The organism is Streptomyces sp. SudanB182_2057 (genome assembly GCF_964272715.1).
Taxonomy (GTDB): domain Bacteria; phylum Actinomycetota; class Actinomycetes; order Streptomycetales; family Streptomycetaceae; genus Streptomyces; species Streptomyces rubradiris.
Genome location: NZ_OZ186798.1, coordinates 1,041,048 through 1,060,777 on the forward strand (window position 1 = coordinate 1,041,048; position 19,730 = coordinate 1,060,777).

General features: G+C 75.2%; 21 protein-coding genes. 16 read left to right on the plus strand and 5 right to left on the minus strand.

Translation table 11 applies throughout. The features are described from left to right. The first annotated feature begins 77 nt into the window (after window positions 1-77). From ACSURM_RS04160 to ACSURM_RS04175, 4 genes are all read left to right on the plus strand, one after another. Window positions 78-833: a (Fe-S)-binding protein gene (locus ACSURM_RS04160; RefSeq protein ID WP_436953573.1), complete on the plus strand. Its 756-nt coding sequence runs from the start codon at window positions 78-80 to the stop codon at window positions 831-833. Further along, the gene (locus tag ACSURM_RS04165) at window positions 830-2,308 is read left to right on the plus strand and encodes a LutB/LldF family L-lactate oxidation iron-sulfur protein (protein WP_436953575.1); all 1,479 of its coding nucleotides are present in this window, start codon (window positions 830-832) and stop codon (window positions 2,306-2,308) included. The genes ACSURM_RS04160 and ACSURM_RS04165 overlap by 4 nt, the downstream gene beginning before the upstream one ends. Further along, entirely contained in the window at window positions 2,305-2,946 is a 642-nt protein-coding gene (locus ACSURM_RS04170; protein ID WP_436953577.1) for a LutC/YkgG family protein, read from the plus strand. Before ACSURM_RS04165 ends, ACSURM_RS04170 begins: the two co-directional genes overlap by 4 nt. Before the next feature lie 75 nt (window positions 2,947-3,021). Further along, window positions 3,022-4,176 (plus strand): ATP-binding cassette domain-containing protein, encoded by a 1,155-nt coding sequence (locus ACSURM_RS04175; RefSeq protein ID WP_436953579.1) that lies wholly within the window; start codon window positions 3,022-3,024, stop codon window positions 4,174-4,176. Window positions 4,177-4,182: 6 nt separating this feature from the next. Here ACSURM_RS04175 and ACSURM_RS04180 read toward each other — a convergent pair whose 3' ends face one another. The 3 genes from ACSURM_RS04180 to ACSURM_RS04190 are packed head-to-tail and all read right to left on the minus strand — an operon-like array spanning window position 4,183 to window position 6,478. After that, window positions 4,183-5,130 (minus strand): ABC transporter substrate-binding protein, encoded by a 948-nt coding sequence (locus tag ACSURM_RS04180; protein ID WP_436953581.1) that lies wholly within the window; start codon window positions 5,128-5,130, stop codon window positions 4,183-4,185. Beyond that, window positions 5,127-5,801, minus strand: coding sequence for an ABC transporter permease (locus tag ACSURM_RS04185; RefSeq protein WP_436953583.1), 675 nt, complete (start codon window positions 5,799-5,801; stop codon window positions 5,127-5,129). Before ACSURM_RS04185 ends, ACSURM_RS04180 begins: the two co-directional genes overlap by 4 nt. Then, complete coding sequence (locus ACSURM_RS04190; RefSeq protein WP_436953586.1) at window positions 5,798-6,478, minus strand: ABC transporter permease; 681 nt, start codon at window positions 6,476-6,478, stop codon at window positions 5,798-5,800. Before ACSURM_RS04190 ends, ACSURM_RS04185 begins: the two co-directional genes overlap by 4 nt. 321 nt (window positions 6,479-6,799) lie before the next feature. Between ACSURM_RS04190 and ACSURM_RS04195 the strand changes: the two genes are divergently transcribed. The 9 genes from ACSURM_RS04195 (at window position 6,800) to ACSURM_RS04235 (ending at window position 14,157) form a co-directional block, all read left to right on the plus strand. Continuing rightward, window positions 6,800-7,657: an AAA family ATPase gene (locus ACSURM_RS04195; RefSeq protein WP_436953588.1), complete on the plus strand. Its 858-nt coding sequence runs from the start codon at window positions 6,800-6,802 to the stop codon at window positions 7,655-7,657. Further along, a complete protein-coding gene (locus ACSURM_RS04200) occupies window positions 7,654-9,030 on the plus strand; it encodes a vWA domain-containing protein (RefSeq protein WP_436953590.1) in 1,377 nt (458 codons plus the stop codon). The genes ACSURM_RS04195 and ACSURM_RS04200 overlap by 4 nt, the downstream gene beginning before the upstream one ends. A 109-nt stretch (window positions 9,031-9,139) precedes the next feature. Further along, window positions 9,140-10,117 (plus strand): D-cysteine desulfhydrase family protein, encoded by a 978-nt coding sequence (locus tag ACSURM_RS04205; RefSeq protein WP_436953592.1) that lies wholly within the window; start codon window positions 9,140-9,142, stop codon window positions 10,115-10,117. A gap of 171 nt (window positions 10,118-10,288) precedes the next feature. Beyond that, entirely contained in the window at window positions 10,289-10,855 is a 567-nt protein-coding gene (locus ACSURM_RS04210; RefSeq protein WP_436953593.1) for a GNAT family N-acetyltransferase, read from the plus strand. A gap of 198 nt (window positions 10,856-11,053) precedes the next feature. Then, entirely contained in the window at window positions 11,054-11,614 is a 561-nt protein-coding gene (locus ACSURM_RS04215; protein WP_436953595.1) for a hypothetical protein, read from the plus strand. 67 nt (window positions 11,615-11,681) lie between these two features. Continuing rightward, the gene (locus ACSURM_RS04220) at window positions 11,682-12,356 is read left to right on the plus strand and encodes an RNA polymerase sigma factor (protein ID WP_436953597.1); all 675 of its coding nucleotides are present in this window, start codon (window positions 11,682-11,684) and stop codon (window positions 12,354-12,356) included. Beyond that, complete coding sequence (locus ACSURM_RS04225) at window positions 12,353-12,715, plus strand: hypothetical protein (RefSeq protein ID WP_436953599.1); 363 nt, start codon at window positions 12,353-12,355, stop codon at window positions 12,713-12,715. Before ACSURM_RS04220 ends, ACSURM_RS04225 begins: the two co-directional genes overlap by 4 nt. Window positions 12,716-12,865: 150 nt before the next feature. Next, window positions 12,866-13,375 carry a SigE family RNA polymerase sigma factor gene (locus tag ACSURM_RS04230; protein ID WP_436953600.1) on the plus strand — a complete coding sequence of 170 codons (510 nt, stop codon included), beginning with the start codon at window positions 12,866-12,868 and terminating at the stop codon, window positions 13,373-13,375. After that, entirely contained in the window at window positions 13,372-14,157 is a 786-nt protein-coding gene (locus ACSURM_RS04235; protein WP_436953601.1) for a hypothetical protein, read from the plus strand. Before ACSURM_RS04230 ends, ACSURM_RS04235 begins: the two co-directional genes overlap by 4 nt. A gap of 28 nt (window positions 14,158-14,185) precedes the next feature. Here ACSURM_RS04235 and ACSURM_RS04240 read toward each other — a convergent pair whose 3' ends face one another. Next, on the minus strand, window positions 14,186-14,617 hold the full coding sequence (locus ACSURM_RS04240) for a MarR family winged helix-turn-helix transcriptional regulator (RefSeq protein ID WP_359042247.1): 432 nt from the start codon (window positions 14,615-14,617) through the stop codon (window positions 14,186-14,188). Window positions 14,618-14,850: 233 nt separating this feature from the next. On the opposite strand from ACSURM_RS04240, the gene ACSURM_RS04245 reads away from it, so the two are divergent. From ACSURM_RS04245 to ACSURM_RS04255, 3 genes are all read left to right on the plus strand, one after another. Then, window positions 14,851-16,251, plus strand: a complete 1,401-nt coding sequence (locus ACSURM_RS04245) for a DHA2 family efflux MFS transporter permease subunit (RefSeq protein ID WP_436960924.1) — start codon at window positions 14,851-14,853, stop codon at window positions 16,249-16,251. A 280-nt stretch (window positions 16,252-16,531) separates the two neighbouring features. Then, on the plus strand, window positions 16,532-17,746 hold the full coding sequence (locus ACSURM_RS04250) for a cytochrome P450 (protein WP_436953603.1): 1,215 nt from the start codon (window positions 16,532-16,534) through the stop codon (window positions 17,744-17,746). Between the two features lie 125 nt (window positions 17,747-17,871). Next, window positions 17,872-18,801 carry an RNA polymerase sigma-70 factor gene (locus ACSURM_RS04255; RefSeq protein WP_436953604.1) on the plus strand — a complete coding sequence of 310 codons (930 nt, stop codon included), beginning with the start codon at window positions 17,872-17,874 and terminating at the stop codon, window positions 18,799-18,801. A 129-nt stretch (window positions 18,802-18,930) separates the two neighbouring features. Here the strand turns inward: ACSURM_RS04255 and ACSURM_RS04260 are convergent, their stop codons facing one another. Next, a complete protein-coding gene (locus ACSURM_RS04260; protein ID WP_436953605.1) occupies window positions 18,931-19,635 on the minus strand; it encodes a chaplin in 705 nt (234 codons plus the stop codon). Window positions 19,636-19,730: the final 95 nt, after the last annotated feature.

Here is a 19,730-nt window from a genome sequence, read left to right on the forward strand (position 1 = left end):
CGGCCGGACCCCGCCGACTACCCTGCGATCGTCCGATGATCCGTTCAACCCGTCCGAGACCGACACCGAGGAGCGCGATGCGTGTCGCCCTGTTCCTGACCTGTGTCAACGACACGCTGTATCCGGACACCGGCCGGGCCGTGGTGAAGCTGCTGACCAGACTGGGTGTCGACGTCGACTTCCCGATGGACCAGACCTGCTGCGGGCAGGCGCACTACAACACCGGCTACCGGCACGAGGCCGAGCCGCTGGCCCGGCATTTCTCCGATGTCTTCCGCGACTACGAGGCGATCGTGACCCCGTCCGGGTCGTGCGGGGCGATGGTCCGGGAGCTGTATCCGCGACTGGGCGAGCGGGCCCGGGCCGAGGGGCGCGGGGACGGGCTCGCCCGGGCGCTGGCGCCGGTGGTGCCGAAGACGTACGAGCTGACGGAGTTCCTGGTGGATGTGCTCGGGGTGACGGACGTGGGCGCCTACTACCCGCACAGGGTCACCTACCACCCGACCTGTCACGGGCTGCGCGGACTCGGCCTCGGGGACCGGCCGCGCCGGCTGCTGGAGGCGGTGAAGGGGCTGGAGCTGGCCGAGCTGCCGGGGGCCGCGGAGTGCTGCGGGTTCGGCGGCACGTTCGCGGTGAAGAACGCCGCGGTGTCGGCGGCGATGGGCGTGGACAAGGTGCGCGACGCGGAGTCGACCGGCGCCGAGGTGCTGTGCGCGGCCGACAACTCCTGCCTCATGCACATCGGCGGCACGATGAGCCGGCTGGGCAGCGGCATGCGGCCGGTGCACCTCGCGGAGATCCTGGCGAGCACGGAGGAGGAATCGGCGGTATGAGCGGCACGTTCGTCGGCATGCCCGCGTTTCCGGAGGCCGCGCGGGAGGCCGTCCGCAACCCCACCCTGCGCGGCAACCTGCGCCACGCCACCCACACCATCCGCGCCAAACGGGAGCGTGCCGTCGGCGAGTTGTCCGACTGGGCCGGGCTGCGCGAGGCGGGCCGCCGGATCAAGGACCACACCCTGCGCCATCTCGACCGGTACCTGGAACAGCTGGAGGAGTCGGTCACCGCGGCCGGCGGTACGGTGCACTGGGCGGCCGACGCCGAGGAGGCCAACCGGATCGTCACCGAACTGGTCCGGGCCACCGGCGAGTCGGAGGTCGTCAAGGTCAAGTCGATGGCCACCCAGGAGATCGAGCTGAACGAGGCCCTCGCGACGGCGGGCATCCGCGCCTACGAGACCGATCTCGCCGAGCTGATCGTGCAGTTGGGCAAGGACCGCCCCTCGCACATCCTCGTCCCCGCCATCCACCGCAACCGGGGCGAGATCCGGGACATCTTCGCGCACGAGATGCGCGCGTGGGGCCGGCCGGCGCCCGAGGACCTGACGGACACGCCCGCCGACCTGGCCGAGGCGGCCCGGCTGCACCTGCGGGAGAAGTTCCTGCGGGCGAAGGTCGGCGTCTCCGGCGCCAACTTCATGGTCGCCGAGACCGGCACGCTCGTGGTCGTCGAGTCCGAGGGCAACGGCCGGATGTGCCTGACCCTGCCGGAGACGCTGATCTCGGTCGTCGGCATCGAGAAGATCGTGCCGACCTGGCGGGACCTGGAGGTCTTCCTGCAGACCCTGCCCCGCTCCTCGACCGCCGAGCGCATGAACCCGTACACCAGCATGTGGACCGGCACCACGGACGAGGACGGCCCGCGCGCCTTCCACCTGGTGCTGCTCGACAACGGCCGCACCGACACCCTCGCCGACACCGTGGGCCGCCAGGCGCTGCGCTGCATCCGCTGCTCGGCCTGCCTGAACGTGTGCCCGGTGTACGAGCGGGCGGGCGGGCACGCCTACGGCTCGGTCTACCCGGGCCCCATCGGCGCCATCCTCAGTCCCCAGCTGCGGGGCACGGGCAGCGAGATCGACGCCTCCCTGCCGTACGCCTCGTCGCTGTGCGGGGCCTGCTACGAGGTGTGCCCGGTCGCCATCGACATCCCCGAAGTGCTGGTGCACCTGCGGGAGCGGGTGGTGGAAGGCGGCCCGGCCGTGCGCCGGGGCAACAAGGTGCTGCTGAAGCCGGCGAAGGGGCACGCGGCCGAGCGGGCGGCGATGCGGGCTGCGCGCTGGGCGCTCGCCCACCCCGGCGCCCTGCGCGCGGGCCAGCGGCTGGCCTCCCGGACGCGCCGGCTGCACCCGCGCACCCTGCCGGGCCCGGGCCGGGCGTGGAGCGGCGCGCGGGATCTGCCGGCCGTGCCCCCGGAGCCCTTCCGGGACTGGTGGCAGCGCACCCGCGGCGGAAAGGACGGCGACAGGTGAACAGCAGGGAGCGGATCCTGGGCCGGGTGCGGCGGGCCCTGGCGGACGTCACCCCGGACGAGCGGCCGTACGAGGCGGCCGTGCCCCGTGACTATCTGCGTGCGCACGGGGAGCGGACCGCCGAGGAGACGGTGGAGCTGCTGGCGGAGAACCTGGCGGACTACCGGGCGATCGTGCACCGCGCCGCCGCCGAGGAGCTGCCGGCGCTCGTCGCGCGGCTGCTCGCCGAGCACGGCTCCCAGGAGGTGCTGGTGCCGCCGGGCCTGCCGCCCGGGTGGCTGGCCGCGGCCGATGCCGTGCGGGTCCCCGACCGGGCGGCGCTCACTCCCGCGCGGCTGGACCGGGTGGACAGCGTGGTGACCGGCTGTGCCGTGGCGATCGCGGAGACCGGCACCCTCGTGCTGGACGGCTCCCCGGACCAGGGCCGGCGCCGCGTCTCGCTGATCCCGGACCACCACATCTGTGTCGTCCGCGTCCCGGACCAGGTCGTCTCCTCCGTCCCGCAGGCCCTCGAACGCCTGGACCCGGTACGCCCCTTGACCTGGATCTCGGGTCCGTCGGCCACCAGCGACATCGAACTGGACCGGGTGGAGGGCGTGCACGGCCCCCGCACGCTGGAGGTGATCCTGCTCGGATGACCCCTCGGCAGGCGGGGTCCGCCGGTCGGGGCACGGCGGGATGAGGGGGCGGGCCGGCTGCCGTAGCGTGGGGGAATGATCCGGTTCGAGCAGGTCACCAAGCGGTATCCGGACGGTACGACGGCCGTGGACGGCCTCTCCTTCGAGGTCGCCGAGGGCGAACTGGTGACGCTCGTCGGGCCGTCCGGGTGCGGCAAGACGACGACCATGATGATGGTGAACCGGCTCATCGAGCCCACCTCCGGCCGGATCCTCGTCGACGGCCGGGACATCGCCGCCGTCGACCCGGTGCGGCTGCGCCGCCGCATCGGGTACGTCATCCAGCAGGTGGGCCTCTTCCCGCACCGCACCGTCCTGGACAACACCGCGACCGTGCCCGCGCTGCTCGGGTGGAAGCGGGCGCGGGCCCGGGCCCGGGCGGCCGAGCTGCTGGACCTGGTGGGCCTGGACCCGAAGACGTACGGGCCGCGCTATCCCCACCAGCTGTCCGGCGGGCAGCGGCAGCGGGTCGGGGTGGCCCGCGCGCTGGCCGCCGATCCGCCGGTGCTGCTGATGGACGAGCCGTTCGGCGCGGTCGACCCGGTGGTGCGCGAGCAGTTGCAGGACGAGTTCCTGCGCATGCAGGCCGAGGTGCGCAAGACGGTGCTGCTGGTCACGCACGACATCGAGGAGGCCGTCCGGCTCGGTGACCGCATCGCCGTGTACGGGCAGGGCCGCATCGAGCAGTTCGACACGCCCGGCGCGGTCCTCGGGGCGCCCGCCACGCCGTACGTCGCCTCCTTCGTGGGCGCCGACCGGGGACTGAAGCGGCTGTCGGTCACCGCGATCGAGCCGGACGACCTGGAGCAGCCGCCGGTGGCCCGCCCGGACGAGCCGGCCGCGCGGGCCCGGCAGCGGCTGCTCGGGGAGGGCGCCCGGTGGGCGGTGGTCCTGGACGCGGACGGTGATCTGCACGGCTGGGTCGGCATCGGGGAACTGGCGGCGGGCGGCACGGTCGGGGAGCGGGCCCACCGGATGACCGCCTGGGTGCCGGTCGGGGCGCCGCTGAAGCAGGCGTTCGGGGTGATGCTCCAGCACGACGCCGGGTGGGTGGCCGTGCTGGACGGGGCGCGGTTCCTCGGCGTGCTGACCCCGGCGAAGCTGCACGAGGCGCTGCGCCGTTCGGTGGACGCGGACGCGCGCGGGGTGACGCGGGGGCAGGTGCCGTTCGACTCGGTGGCGGACGCCTGAGGCGGCCTATCCGGTCAGCCCCTTGTCCTCCAGGTAGGCGCGGGCCACGTCGGCGGGCAGCCGGCGCGCGGAGTCGACCTGCCGGTTCATGGCGGCGAGGTCGGCGGTGGTGAGCACGTCGCCCAGCCGCCCCAGGGCCTTCGCCACCCGGGGGCCGCCGGCGCGGGCGCGGTTGACGACCGGGACGACGTGGTCGGCGTTCTGCAGCCGCTTGTCGTCGGCGAGCAGGACCAGGCCGAAGGAGTCGAGGGTGGCGTCGGTGGTGGTGGTCAGCACCATCTGGTCCCGGCCCTGCTGTACGGCCCGTTTGGCCTGGGTGGTGCCGACGCCCTTGGGGTCGATCCCGGTGATGTCGATGCCGTAGACCTTCCGCAGGCCCGGGGCGCAGTACGGCCGCCGTACGCACTCGTCGCCCGCCGCGAGCCGTACCGGCAGTTTCCTGGCGCCGAGGTCGCTGAGGGTCTTCAGGCGGTGCCGGCGGGCGTAGGCGGCACTCACCGCGAAGGCGTTCTGGTCGACGGCCCGGCCCGGCGCGAGGACGGTCAGGCCCCGGGGCGTGGCGAGGGCGCGCAGGGCCTTCATCGTGGCGCCGAGGTCGGGCGAGCCGACGGGTTCCGCGTCGGGGCCGTGCGTCTTGGCGTTCAGCCAGTCGGCGAAGGTGGCCGCGTACTCGGGTACGACGTCGATCCGGCCGGATTCCAGGGCCGGTTCGTACAGTTCCCGGTTGGCGACCGTGAGGATGGAGGTCCGGTACCCGGCGTCGCCCAGCAGCCGGGCGTACAGCTGGGCGAGCAGGTCGCTCTCGGTGAAACCGGCCGAGCCGATGGTCAGGTGGCGGCTGTCACCGGGCGCGGCGGTGACCTGGCCGCGGTCCTCCAGGGCGGGACCGGCGGCACAGGCGACGAGGAGGAACAGGGCGAGCAGGGCCAGGGCAGGTGGCCTGGGGTTTCTCATGGCCGGCCGCCCCTCGCCCGGGCCGGCGCGAGCCGCTCGGCGAGTTCGAAGACGGCCTCCACCGCGAGGGCGAAGGCGGCGACGAGGAACGCGCCCGCGACCACCTGGGGCGTGCTGGCCAGGTTGAACCCGGCCGTGATGATCCGTCCGAGGCCGCCGCCGCCCGCGAGCGCGGCGATGGTGGCGGTGGCCACGAGCTGGACCGCGGCGATCCGGACCCCGTTCAGCAGGAGGGGGAGCGCAAGGGGCAGTTCCACGTGGAACAGCAGCTGGCGGCCGGTCATCCCCATGCCCCGGGCGGCCTGTACGACACCGCGGTCGACCTCGCGCATGCCGACGTAGGCGTTGGTGAGCAGCGGCGGTACGGCGAACAGCACCAGGGCGACCACGGTGGGGCCGTCGTCCCAGCGGCCGACGGGGGTGAGCAGCAGCAGGACCAGGACGGCGAAGGTGGGCACGGCCCGCCCGGCGTTGGAGAGGTTCACGGCGAGCGCGCCGCCCTTGCCGAGGTGGCCGAGGACCAGCGCGACGGGCAGGGCGAGCGCACAGCTCAGCAGGAGGCAGACGGCGGTGAGCAGCAGGTGCTGGAGCAGCCGGTGCCGGATGCCGTCCTCGCCCGGCCAGTGCGCGGGGTCGGCGAGCCAGTCCCAGGCGGCGGCGAGGGTGCTCATGCGCGGGCCGCCCTGGTCCAGGGGGTGATCAGCCGCTGCACGCCCAGCAGGAGCAGGTCCGCGGCGACGGCGATCAGCACGCACAGCACGGACGCGGTGAACACCTGCGCCTTGAAGTAGCTGTTCATGCCCGCGTAGATGAGGTTGCCGAGGCCGCCGTAGCCGACGATCGCGCCGACCGTGGCCAGGGAGACCGCCGAGACGGTGGCAATGCGCAGGCCCGCCATCGCGGCGGGCAGGGCGAGCGGCAGCTCCACGGCGAGGAGCAGGCGGACGGGGCCGTAGCCGAGGCCGCGCGCGGCCTGCCGGGTCTCCTCCGGGACGGCGCGCAGGCCCGCGAGGACGTTGCGTACGAGCACGGTGAGCGAGTACAGCGCCAGCCCGGCGACGACGAGGGCGGCGGACAGGCCGTACAGGGGCAGCAGGAGGGAGTACATGGCCAGCGAAGGGACGGTGTACAGGATCGTCGTCACGGCCAGGACCGGGCCGGCCGCCCGGCCCCAGCGCCGCGCCAGCACCGCGAGCGGCACCGCGACGACCAGGCCGATCAGCACCGACAGGAAAGTCAGCTGGAGGTGCTGGACGACCGCGTCGAGCAGGAGCTGCCGACGGGTGCTCAGATAGACCCCGCAGATCCACTCGTTGCGCGTCAGGCAGTCGTCGGGGAGCGGTGTCACGGGTCCATTGCAGCGGGCGGGGGCGGGCGGGGGCGCGTTGGGGTGGGCTGGATGGGGGGTGGGCCCTTACGGGGCGGGCCGGGGTACGGGCCCGGTACCGGAAGGGGTTCGTCGCGGCGCTCGCCGGGCGCGGCTGGTCGGGGCAGACGGTCGCGCTCGCCGGGCGCGGCCGGTCGGCGCGGTCCGTGGCCCTCGCCGGGCGCGGCCGGTCGGGCAGGACCGTGGCGCGTGAGCTGAACAAGCGCTTAGATAGGAGGCCGGAACGTTTCCCCGGGACCCGCTCCCAGGACCGCGCTGCTCCCGACCCGCCGGAGGCCCCCGTTGTTCACGTCCGTCGACGACGTCTCCGCCCGCCTCGCCGAGGCCGGTTACCTCGCCTCGCCCGCCGTCGCCACCACCGTGTTCCTCGCCGCCCGGCTGGGCAAGCCGCTGCTGGTGGAGGGCCCCGCCGGGGTCGGCAAGACCGAGCTGGCCAAGGCCGTCGCCCAGGTGGCCGGAGCCCGGCTGGTGCGTCTGCAGTGCTACGAGGGCGTGGACGAGTCCCGGGCGCTGTACGAGTGGAACCACGCCAAGCAGCTGCTGCGCATCAGCGCGGGCCGCGACGAGAGCTGGGACGAGACCCGTACCGACATCTTCAGCGAGGAGTTCCTGCTCCCCCGCCCGCTGCTGACCGCCATCCGCGGTGACGAGCCGACGGTGCTGCTCATCGACGAGACCGACAAGGCCGACGTCGAGATGGAGGGACTGCTGCTGGAGGTGCTCAGCGACTTCCAGATCACGGTCCCCGAACTGGGCACGGTCACCGCCACCCGCCGCCCGTTCGTCGTCCTCACCTCCAACGCCGGCCGGGAACTGTCCGAGGCGCTGCGCCGCCGCTGCCTGTTCCTGCACATCGGGTTCCCGGAGGAGGAACTGGAGCGGCGGATCGTACGGCTGAAGGTGCCGGGCCTCGGTGCCGCGCTGACCGAGTCGGTGGTGCGGGTGGCCGGGGCGCTGCGCGCGATGGACCTGCGCAAGGCGCCGTCCGTCGCCGAGACCGTCGACTGGGCGCGCACCCTGCTGGCCCTGGGCGCCGGCACCCTGGACGAGGGCGTCGTACGGGACACCCTCGGGGTGATCCTCAAGCACCAGGACGACATCCAGAAGGCGGCGGCCAAGCTGGACCTGGACGCGCTGTGACCGCCGTGGCCGACCGGATCACCGGCCTGGTCGGGGCGCTGCGCGCGCACGGGGTGCGGATCGGCACCGGGGAGACCGTGGACGCGGCGCGGGCGGTGGCGGCGCTGGGCCTCGCGGACCGGGAGCTGCTGCGCGAGGGCCTGGCCGCGACGCTGCTGCACGGTCCGGGCCAACGGGCCCTGTTCGACTCGGTCTTCGACCTGTACTTCCCGCGCGGTGTCGGCGGCCCGCGGAGCGCCTCCGGGGACCGCGACGACCTGCGCGACCGGCTCGCCCGGGCGCTGGCCGCCGACGACCGGGCGCTGCTCGCCCGGTTGGCGGCCGAGGCGGTCGACGGGCTGGGCGGGTACGGGAGTTCACCCGGCTCGGACGGCTGGTCCGCGTACCAGACCCTGGAACGGCTGCGCCCGCAGACCCTGTTGGCCCGGGTACGGGCCGGCATCCGGGGTGCGGGCGGAAGCGGCACGGGCGGGAGCGGCGCGGGCGGGGCGGACTTCGCGGACCGGCTGCTGGACGACGAGATCCGGCGCCGCATCGAGGAGTTCCGGCGGATGGTCGGGGCGGAGGCGCGGCGCCGGGTGGCGGAGCGGCGCGGGCGCGACGAGATCGCCCGGCGGGGCGTCCGCCCGACCGCCGACCGGGTCGACTTCCTGTACGCCGGCCGGGACCAGCTCGCCGAACTGCGCCGGACCGTCCAGCCGCTGGCCCGCAAGCTGGCCACCCGGCTGGCCGCGCGCCGCCGCCGGGCCGCGCGCGGCACGATCGACCTGCGCCGCACCCTGCGCACCTCGCTGTCCACGGGCGGGGTGCCGATGCGGCCGGTGCTGCGCCGGCGCCGCCCGGTCCGCCCCGAACTGGTGCTGCTGTGCGATGTGTCCGGCTCGGTGTCCGGGTTCTCCGACTTCACCATGCTCCTCGTCCAGGCGCTGCACGAGGAGTTCACCAAGGTGCGCGTGTTCGCCTTCGTCAACCGGCTGGACGAGGTCACCGCACTGCTCGGCCACGGCCGCGCCGACCCGGACGGGCTCGGCGCCCGCATCCGCGCCGAGGCCACGCTCACCGGCTGGCACGGCGGCAGCGACTACGGCATGGCGCTGGGCGAGTTCGCCGAACGGTACGGCGGTGCGGTCGGCCCGCGCACGACGGTGTTCGTCCTCGGTGACGCCCGGACGAACATGAGCGACCCGAACCTCGCCGCCGTACGGGACATCGCCCGGCGGGCCCGGCGCGTCCACTGGCTGAACCCCGAGCCGCGCGACCGCTGGGGCACCGGCGACTCGGCGGCGCCCGCGTACGCCGGCCTGGTGGAGATGCACGAGTGCCGCACGGCCCGGCAACTCGGCGCGCTGATCGCCCGGTTGCTGCCGGTGTGAGGCGGTCCCGGGGCGCGCCCGCCGGTGTGGGTGACGGCGGGCCGCCCACCGTGATCGACTGGGCGCGGCGGCGCCCCCGTCCGCCGAACGCCGACCCGAGGACACCGCGATGAGCCAGCACCCGCCCGTGCCGCTGGGCACCTTCCCCACCCCCGTCGAACCGGCGCCCCGGCTGGCCGCCGCGCTCGGGCTGGAGCCGGACGACCTGTGGGTGAAGCGGGACGACCTGACCGGGCTCGGCGGCGGCGGGAACAAGGTCCGCAAACTGGAGTGGACGGTCGGCGCGGCCGTCGCCGAGGGCGCGGACACCCTGGTGACGACCGGTGCCCCGCAGAGCAACCACGCCCGGCTGACCGCCGCCGCGGGCGCCCGGCTGGGGCTGGACGTGGTCCTCGTCCTGCGCGGCTCCCCCGGCGGCTCGCACTCCGGCAACCTCGCCCTGGACGGGCTGTTCGGGGCGCGGATCGTCTGGGCCGGCGAGGTGGACCGGGCTGGGCTGGACGCGGCGGCCGACGAGGTCCGCGCGCGGCTGCGGGCCGTCGGCGCCCGTCCGGCGCTGATCCCGTTCGGCGGCTCCAGCACCCTGTCGGCCAGGGGCTACGCGGACTGCGGGGCGGAACTGCGCGAGCAGGTGCCCCGGCTGCGCACGGTGGTGGTCGCGCTCGGCTCGGGCGGCACCATGGCGGGGCTGGTCGCGGCCCTGGGCAGCGACTCGGTGCTCGGTGTCGACGTGGGCGCGCTGGCCGAACCGGCCGCCGCGGTGGCGGAGTTCGCCGCGCCGCTCACGGACGCGGAGGTCGCACCGGAGGGGCTGCGGGTGCGCCGGGACCAGGTGGGCGCCGGGTACGCGGACCTGACCGGCCCGGTGACGGAGGCACTCCGGCTCGCCGCCCGGACCGAGGGCCTGGTCCTGGACCCGACCTACACGGGCCGGGCCCTGGCCGGACTCCGCGCGGCCGTCCGGGACGGTGACATCCGCCCGGGCGAGAAGACGGTCTTCCTGCACACAGGCGGCCTGCCGGGGCTCTTCGGCCATCCGGCGGCGGTGACCTTCGCGGAGGAAGGCGTGGCCTCCTTCGGCGCGTGACCGCCAACAGGTGAAGGGCGGTGGCCGGAGTCCCCGTCGGCCAGCACGGTGCAGGCGCCGCACTGGCCGTGGTCGCAGCCCTTCTGAACGCCGGGCCGGGCGCCGGCCATAGGCTGGCCCACCGCATGCCCACCGCATGCCCCCTGTCCTCCCGCGACCCGAAGGTGTCCCATGATCGCGCTCTCTCTCGGTGACGACGGCGCCGAGCTGTGCCCGCTCCAGCCCTGGCAGGCCGAGGAGTTCCTCGCCCATGTGGACCGGGGCCGGGAGTTCATCGGCCGGTTCAACGGACTGCCGGACGTGGTCACGGACCCGCAGTCCAGCCGCGCGTTCCTGGAGGCGTACGCCCGCAAGGAGGCGGCCGACGCGGGACTGATCCGGGCGATCCGCCTCGACGGCACCCTGGTGGGCGCGGTGATCCTGCGCCGGCTGGACGTCCCGCAGGGCACGGCGGAGGCGGGCTGCTGGCTGGAACCGGACGCGGTGGGCCGGGGCCTGGTGACCCGGGCGGCGCGGCACCTCATCGACTGGGCGATCCGGGAGCGGGGCGTGCACCGGGTGGAGTGGTGGGTGTCGGCCGGCAACGCGCCCAGCATCGCCGTCGCCCGTCGGCTCGGCATGCGCAAGGAGGCGGTCCTGCGGCAGAGTCACCTCCACCGGGGCGAGCGGCACGACGAGGAGATCTGGGCGGTGCTGGCCCCCGAGTGGACGGCCGGCCCGGCGGCCGACGCGGCCTGACGGCGGTCCGCCGGACGCGGGTCACGTCCGGGGGCCGGCGGCGCGCTGAGCGCGCCGGACTCCGGCGGCTCCCGGCGCGGGAACGCGACGGAGAAAATTCGTCGGCCGGGACCCGCAACCTCGCCCGGGGTCGGACGTCTGTCGGGGTGGAGGCCTCCACTTCGACCAGATGTCCGACCCGAGCGACCGAAGGAACACATGTCCGCACACCGTGCCCCACGTCAGCACCGTACGCACCGGCTGCGCGCCGCCCTGGGGGTCTCCGCCGTAGGCGCCGCCCTGACCGTCGCCGGCGCCATGACCGCGCAGGCGGCCCAGGACAGCGCGCCCGCCAAGGCCGACCGCTCGTCCGCGGCCCCCGCCCAGACCCACCGGGCCACCGCCCCGACGCCGGCCCCGGCGGACGACCAGGCGTCCACCCCGGCTCCGGTACCGCCGACCCACACCGCGACCCCGTCCCCGGTCCCGGCCCCGCCGACCCACACCGCGACCCCGTCCCCGGCCCCGGTCCCGCCGACCCACACCGCCGTCCCGTCCCCGGTGCCTTCGCCGGTCCGTACGGGAACCCCCGCCCCGGTACCGCCGCCGACGGGTACGGCGGCCCCCGCGCCGGCACCGGCCACGGCCGTTCCCTCCCCCGTCCCCGCCCCGGCCACGGCGACCCCGGCGCCGGCCCCGGAGGCGGCCCGCCCGGCGCCCGTCCCGCACCACCACCGCCACGCCGCACCGGCGCCGGTTCCGGTTCCGCAGCAGCACTGAGGCAGGTCCGGTGCGGGGAGCCGTCGCGCGGCGGCTCCCCGCACCGGGACCCGGCACCGGGAGACCCATGACGACAGCGACACCACCGGCCACGGCCCTGCCCTGGGAACGCGCCGGTGCCCCGAAGCCCTCCGCGTCCTGGCCGCGGCGGCTCACCCACGTGCTCCGCGCCCGCGTCCTCGCCCGGACCCACGCGGGTACGACACCGGCCGCGCCCCGCACCGGCGACCCGGCCGGCGCCGTCGCGGCCGGAACCCCGCCGGGCATCGAGGAGTTGTACCACCACCGCAGGCTGTCCCTGGTGCGCCTCGCGGTGCTGCTGGTGGACGATCTGCCCACGGCCGAGGACGTCGTACAGGACGCGTTCACCGCGCTGTTCCGGCGGCACGGCCACCGGCTCGCCGCGCTGGACGACCCGGAGGCGTATCTGCGGACCAGCGTCGTCAACGGGGCCCGCTCGGTGCTGCGCCGCCGCAGGACCGTACGGGCGCACATTCCCGCGCCCGAGGAGCACGCGCCCGCCCCGGAGGAGGACGTGCTGCTGCACGAGGACCACCGGGAGGTGCTGGCGGCGCTGCGCACGCTGACCCGGCGGCAGCGGGAGGTGCTGGTGCTGCGGTACTGGTCGCATCTGACCGAGGCCGAGATCGCGGCGACGCTCGGCCTGTCGCGCGGTGCCGTCAAGTCCACGGCCAGCAGGGCGCTGGACGCTCTGGGCCGGCGTCTGGAGGGGCTGCGATGAACGAGTACGGTACGAGGAGCGGGACGGCGCCCGTCGAGGAGCGGCTGCGGGCCGCCCTGGCCGCGCGGGCGCACGCCGTCGGCCCGGCCGACCTGCGGCCCCTGTCACCGCCCGCCGCGCCGGTACGGTCGCGGCGCGTTCGGGCGCGCCGGATGGTGGTGGGCGGGATGGCCCTGGCCGCCGTCGCCGCGCTGGTGTTCCTCACGCTGGTGCTCTCCACGACGCGCGACGGGCACCCGGCCCCGGCCCCTCCGGCCCGCTCACCGCACCCGCGGACCGGAACCCCGTCCCCGGCGCCGAGCCCGGCGACCCCGAGTCCGGTCACCACGACGCCCACCCCGAGGGCGGCACACCCCTGAGCGGGGCGCGACCCGGCACGCTGCCCCGTGCGGCGGGAGGAGCGGCCGGGGCGCGCCCGTGTCCGCCTGCCCGTGCCGCAACCCACCGTCCGGCCCAGCGCACTTGAAGGGTGAGACGGTCCGCGTCCGCGGGCCGGGAAGGGGGACGGGATGAAGCGCGGTGAGGACGCGCTGCACGATTTCGTCCGGGACAGACGCCTGGCGCTCTTCAGGAGCGCGTATCTGATCTGCGGCAACCACGACGACGCGGAGGACCTCGTCCAGACGACGCTGGTCAAGGTGGTCCTCGGCTGGCGGCGGTGGCAGCGGCTGGACAACATCGAGGCGTATGCCCGCAAGACGCTGTACCACACCTTCATCGCCGGGCGGCGACGGTTCTGGCGGCGCGAGCACGCGTACGGGGAGCTGCCCGACCGGGCCGTACCGGAGGCGGACACGGAGACCGGGGTGGTCGTCCGGGCCGCCCTGGCCGGGCTCACGCCGAAGCAACGCGCCGTGCTGGTCCTGCGGTTCTGGGAGGACCAGAGCGTCGAGGCGACGGCCGCGGTGCTCGGCATGCGGGAGAACACCGTGAAGAGTCACACCGCTCGCGGCCTGGCCGTGCTGCGCGCCCGCATGGAGCGGGAGACCGAGAGGGAAAGGGAAGGGGAACACGTATGAACGACGGCACGCACGAGGTGCGGGAGCTGCTGGGGCGGGCCGTCGAGGGGGTCACCGGTCCCTCGGCCGACCCGGCCGCGGTCTTCGGCGCGGCGACCCGGATCCGCCGTCGGCGCCGGGCGGTGGTCGGGGGGACGGGGCTGGCCCTGGTCGCCGCCGCCGTGATCGCCGGGCCCGGCCTGGCCTCCGGCGGGACGGAGCGGTCGGTGACGGCCACCGCACCCACACAGCTGACCGCGGGCACCGGCCGGCAGGAGAAGCTCGCCGCGCTGCTGCCGTCCGGGGTCGGGAAGCTGGAGGAGGTCTCCTGGCCGGTGCTGATCAAGGGCGCCGACCCGGCGGCCGGCACCGATACCGGGACGGAAGGCCCGCTGGACGGGGAGTACGCCGTGCGACGGGACGGCGGCGTCGGCTTCCTGCACATCGGTGTCCGCGGCGCGAAGGAGGTCGCCGGGAAGGACCTCGGCGGGGGCAAGGCGGCCGACCTGTGCGCACCGGACGCCGACACCGGCGACCGCCGCGCCGACTGCGTACGGGAGGAGTTGTCCGACGGCCGGGTGCTGACGATCTGGCGGCAGCCGGCCCGGCACGACGAGGGCACCCCGGTGTGGGGGGAGGAACTCACCGGCCGCCTGCTGCTGCCCGACGGGCGGGCCCTGCTGGTGCGGGACAGCACCGGCTACGACGGTGCGGGCCGGCTCGGTCCCCTGCTGAGCAGCCCGCCGCTGACCCGCGACCAGCTGCGCACGCTGATGCTGCGTCCGGCACTGGTGGCCGGCTGACGGCGGACCGGCTCATCCGGGAGGGCACTCACCCCGTGTTCTCCCGGATGCGGGCCAGCAGGGCCCGCAGGTGCTCGCGGTCGGCCGCGTCCAGCGTCGCCGTGGCCTCGGCGAGGGCGAGGCGGTCGGTCTCCTCCGCCTCGCGGTGGCAGCGCAGCCCGTCCTCGGTGAGGCGCAGCAGGAAAGCGCGCCGGTCCGTGGGGTGGCGTACCCGCTCCACCAGGCCGTCGCGTTCCAGGCTGTCCACGATCGTGGTGGTGGTGCGGGCGGCGATCCCGGCCATCTCGCCGAGGTCCCGCATCCGCAGCGGTTCCGGCGCCCTGGCCAGCATGCGCAGGGCACGCAGCCGGGCCACCGAGGCCCCCTTCTCCCGCAGCCGGACCTCCACGAACTGCCGTAGCCGGTTGGTCGTCTCGTACAGCTCGTCGATGAGGATGTCACTGCTGCCGTGCACTGCCATGGTGCCCAGTCTCTCCTGTCCCGCACGGCCGGGACCATCGAGCCCGGCCGTCGGCCCGGCCGGCCCGGACCGCTGACCGCCCGTCAGGCACCGTCCCGCACCGCGCACGCCGAAAGCCATGTACTGATCAACAACATAGTGCGTATGCTCAGCATATGCGCCGTCGTCCCTCCGTGCCGTTCGCCCTGCCGTCGCTCAGTCAGCGGCTGGTCGTCCCCGTCGTCTGCGTCAGCGTGACCTTCATCGCGATCGTCGACGGAGCGATCACCACCGTGGCCCTGCCCTCGATCGCCCGTCAGTTCCACCTGACGACCGCCGCGCTGGACGGCGTGGTCATCGCCTACCCGGTCTGCCTGGCCATGGCCATCCCGGCCTCCGCCTGGCTGGTCGAGCGGTTCGGCGGCAAACGCGTGCTGCTGGCCGCCCTGGCCGGCTTCCTCGGCTCCTCGCTGCTGTGCGGGGCGGCGGCCGGGCTCGGTCAGCTCGTCGCCTACCGCGCGGTGCAGGGGCTGTCGGCCGGCGTGCTCTTCCCCGCCTCCGCCGCGCTGCTGTTCGGCACCTTCACCCCCGCCGAACAAGTGCGCGTCTCCCGCTACATGATCATCCCGCAGCAGATCGCCCCGGCCGCGGCCCCCGTCCTGGGCGGGCTGCTGGTGGACCATCTGTCCTGGCGGTGGGTGTTCTACGTCAACCTGCCCGTGGGGCTCCCGGCGGTGCTGTTCGGCGCGCTGTTCCTGGCCGGCGACCGCGGCGGCCGGCCCGGCCGGTTCGACCTGCCCGGCCTGCTGCTGAGCGCGGGCGCCCTGGGCACTATGATGTTCGGCGTCTGCGAGGGACCCAACCGCGGCTGGTCCTCCCCCGCCGTCGTCGTCTGCCTGGTCCTGGGCGCCGTGCTGCTCGCCGCCGCCGTCGCCGTCGAGCTGCGCACCGCCCACCCTCTGCTGCGGCTGCGCCTGTTCACCGACCGGCTCTTCCGCGACACCAACCTGATCAACCTGGTCGGCCTGATACCCATCATGGGCGCCCTGTACCTGGGGCCCCTCTTCCTCCAGCAGGCGCAGGGCCGTACGGCGCTGGAGTCGGGCCTGACCACCTTCCCCGAGGCGTTCGGCGTCCTGCTGACCGTGCAGATCAGCGGCGCGCTGTACGCCCGGGTCGGTCCGCGCCTGATCGTCGGCCTCGGACTGGTCGGGGTCAGCGCGACCCTCGTACTGCTCGCCGGCTGCGACGCCGGCACCGGCCTGTGGACGGTCCGGGCCTACATGTTCCTGTTCGGCGCCGCCATCGGCTGCTTCTTCGTCCCCACGACGGTCGCCTCGCTGGCCACGATCGACCGGGCCGACCTGGCCCAGGCCACCATGCTGAACACCGTGGTGCGCCAGACCGGTGGCGCGCTCGCCCCGGCGGCGGTGACCACGGCCCTGGTCCTCGGCACCCCGTCGGGCGCCGCCGCGGCCCCGCCCGTCGCCGCGTACCAGCACGCCTTCCTCGCCCTCGCCGCGATCGCCGCGGCCACGGCGGTCTTCACCTTCACGATGCCCGACGGCGCCGCCCGCGCCGCCGCCCGCGGCGGCACCGCCGCGCCCGGCCGCTCCGCCCTTCTCCGGCGCCGGAGGAACCGGGTCGACGCCTGAGCCCGCCGGGCCGGGACCCGCGCACCGGCGCCGGCCCGCGAGGCCGACGCCCCGCGACCCGCCCGCGCCGCCCTCGTCTGTCGTGCGAAGCCCGTCGACCTCCCGCATATTGGGGAAGTGACTCTCTCAGGGACGAGGCGACGCCTCGGAGCCGCACGAGCCACGAAGGCCCGGTCGGCCGTACGCCCGCCGGCCGTACTCCGGTCGGCGGCGCCCCCACCGGCGGACGCGCCCGGCCGCATGCGAGGAGCGCGCCCGGCGGCGCACAAAGGAGGCTGTGATGGCGTTCCAGGAACCGACAGTGCTCGAATGCCCCTTCGACTTCGCTGAGGCGCTGGAGTTCGACCCGGAGCTGGACGCGCTGGCACGGCGCGGCCCGGTCAGCCGGATCCGGCTCCCCTACGGCGAGGCCGAGGCATGGCTCGTGACCAGCTTCGCCGGCGTGCGTCAGGTGACGTGCGACCCCCGGTTCAGCCGGGCGGCGATCGTCGGGCGCGACTACCCGAGGATGACGCCCGAGCCCATCGTGTCCCCGGAGTCCATCAACGTGACGGACCCGCCGCACGCCACCCGGCTGCGGCACGTGGCGGCCCAGGCGTTCACCCGCGACCGGGTGGCGGCCATGCGGCCGGCGGTGGACCGGGTGGTGGACGGCCTGCTCACGGCGATGGCCGAGGCGGGCCCGCCCGCCGACCTGGTGACCCATCTGTCGGTGCCGCTGCCGCATCTGACGATCTGCGAGCTGCTCGCCGTGCCCGAGGCCGACCGTGACGAGCTGCGGGACCGCACGATGCGGCTGCTGGCCACCTCCGCCGACGCCCGGCAGACCGCGGCCGAGGCCAAGGCGTCCCTGCGGGCGTACTTCGCCGGGCTGGTCCCGGAGCGGCGGCGGGCGCCGGGCGAGGACCTGCTCAGCACGCTGGCCACGGCCCCGGTGCCGGAGGGCGAGGAGCCGCTGAGCGACGACGAGCTGGCGGTGCTGGCCGTGACGCTCATCCTCAGCGGCAACGACACCGCGACCTGCCAGATCAGCGACATCGCCTATGTGCTGCTGACCCATCCCGAGCAGCATGCCGCGCTCGCCCGCGACCCCGGCCGGTTCCCCGGCGCGCTGGAGGAGCTGCTGCGGTTCATCCCGTTCCGCAAGGGCGTGGGCATCCCCCGGATCGCCCTGGAGGACGCGGAGATCGAGGGCACCCTCATCAGCGCCGGCGACTACGTCCACGTGTCGTACCTGGCGGCCAACCGGGACCCAGTCGTCTTCCCCGACCCGCACCGGCTGGACCTCGAGCGGCCGGTGCGCCCGCACATGACGTTCGGCTGGGGCGGACACCACTGCCTGGCGGCCCCGCTCGCCCGGGCGGAGCTGGACAGCGCGGTCAGCGGCCTGCTGACCCGCTTCCCCACGCTGCGGCTCGCCGTGGCCCCCGAGGAGATCGAGTGGGACACCGGCACCATCCGCCGCTTCCCGGTGCGGCTGCCGGTCACCTGGTGAGGCCCCGCTCGCCCCTGGGGAGCCGGCCCCTGTGAGGCACGTCACCGGCCGTGGTCGTCACACGGCGGCGCCCGCCGGCGTCACGTGGGTGTGACGGGGCCGAGGGCGAACAGGCGGGAGCGGACATGAGCGGGCGCGACACGGGCGCGGGTACGGGTACGGCGGAACCCCGGGTGGCGCGCGTGGACTCGGCCACCGGGGCGTTCGTCGCCCACCGCGACCTGCTGTTCACCGTCGCTTACCAGCTGCTCGGCTCGGCCGCCGACGCCGAGGACGTCCTCCAGGAGACCTGGCTGCGCTGGGCGGGCGTCGACCCGGGGACCGTGCGCAACCCGCGGGCGTACCTGGTCCGGATCACCACCCGCCAGGCGCTGGCCCGGCTGCGGACGCTCGCCCGGCGCAAGGAGTCCTACATCGGCCCCTGGCTGCCCGAACCGCTGCTGACCGCGCCCGACGTGGCGGAGGACGCCGAACTGGCCGACAGCGTCTCGATGGCGATGCTGCTGGTGCTGGAGACGCTCACCCCCACCGAACGGGCGGTGTTCGTGCTCCGCGAGGTGTTCGCGGTGGAGTACGGCGAGATAGCCGAGACCGTCGGCAAGAGCCCGGCCGCGGTCCGTCAGATCGTCCACCGGGCCCGTGCCCATGTCGCCGCCCGCCGGCCGCGCGGCACGGTCTCCGCCGCCGAGACGCGCGCCGTGCTGGAGGCGTTCCGGCAGGCCGTCGACACCGGCGACCTGCGGGGGCTGCTCGACGTCCTGGCCCCGGACGTCGTCTTCCTGGGCGACGGCGGGGGAATCGCGCGGGCCGCGCCGGAGCCGGTCGTGGGCGCCGAGCGGGTCGCCCCGCTGGCCGCCGGGCTGCGCAGGTTCGGCGCGGCGGCACTGCGGCCGGCCCTGGTCAACGGCTGGCCGGCACTGGTGCTCCGGCTCGACGGCAAGGTGGACACCGTGCTCGCCCCGCGCGTCGCCGACGGCCGCGTCACCGGCCTGTACGCCGTGCGCAACCCCGGGAAGCTGTCCCGTATGGACCGGGAGGTCGTCCTGCGCCGCTGAGGCAGCCGGCCCGTCCCGGCCGCGGTCGTACGGGCGTACACGGTCGTGCGGCCGGCCCCGCCGGGGCGGATCCGGCGTGGCCGGGGCGGGAGGCCGCCCCCTCCCGGCACCGGAGGGGGCGGCCGGGAGTCAGCGCTCGGACCGCGGCCGGAAGCGCCGGTAGAGCACGGTTCCGCCCGCCAGCGACGCCAGGCCCGCGGCGGCGGCCGTCCAGGTGCCGTCGGTTCCGGTGCGGGCCAGGGTGCCGGGCGTGCGCTGTTGTACGACGCTGGACGACGGGTGCGGCGCCGGGCGGACGGGGGTCGCGGGGCGCGACGGCTCGTGCGGCTCGTGGCGCGGCGGCGGGGTGTGCCGCACGGGCGGTGTGGGCCGCTCGGGGGTGTGGGGACGGGTGCCGGAGGTGTTCACGGACTGGTTCCCGAAGACCGGGTTGCCGATCCCCACCACGTCCACGGTGTTGCCGCTGACGTTCACCGGCAGATCGACCGGGAGCTGGACGCCGTTGCCGGAGATCACCCCGGGCGAGCCCTGCTCCTTGCCCACGGCGGTGGCCCCGCCCGAGGTCGCGGCGCCTTCCTTGCCCCCTGTCCGGTCACCCTGGTTGGCGCAGCGGTTGCCCATGGCGGGGTTGAGCAGCCCCACCACGTTCACGGTGTTCCCGCACGCGTTCACCGGTACGTGTACCGGCAACTGGATGCCGTTGCCGGAGACCACCCCGGGCGAGCCGGCCACGTGACCGCCCGCGGCGGAGTCGGCGTGCGCCGGCCCGGCCACTGCCATCGCGCCCGAGGCGGCGGCGACGGCGATGACACTGTTTCGGGTAACCCGTTTCATCGGTTCCCTGTCCTTCCAGATACGGTCGCGGGCGCTTGCCCGCACCCGGTGAAACGCGGGTGAAAGCGCGCAAGTTATGGCTTATCAATCTTTCG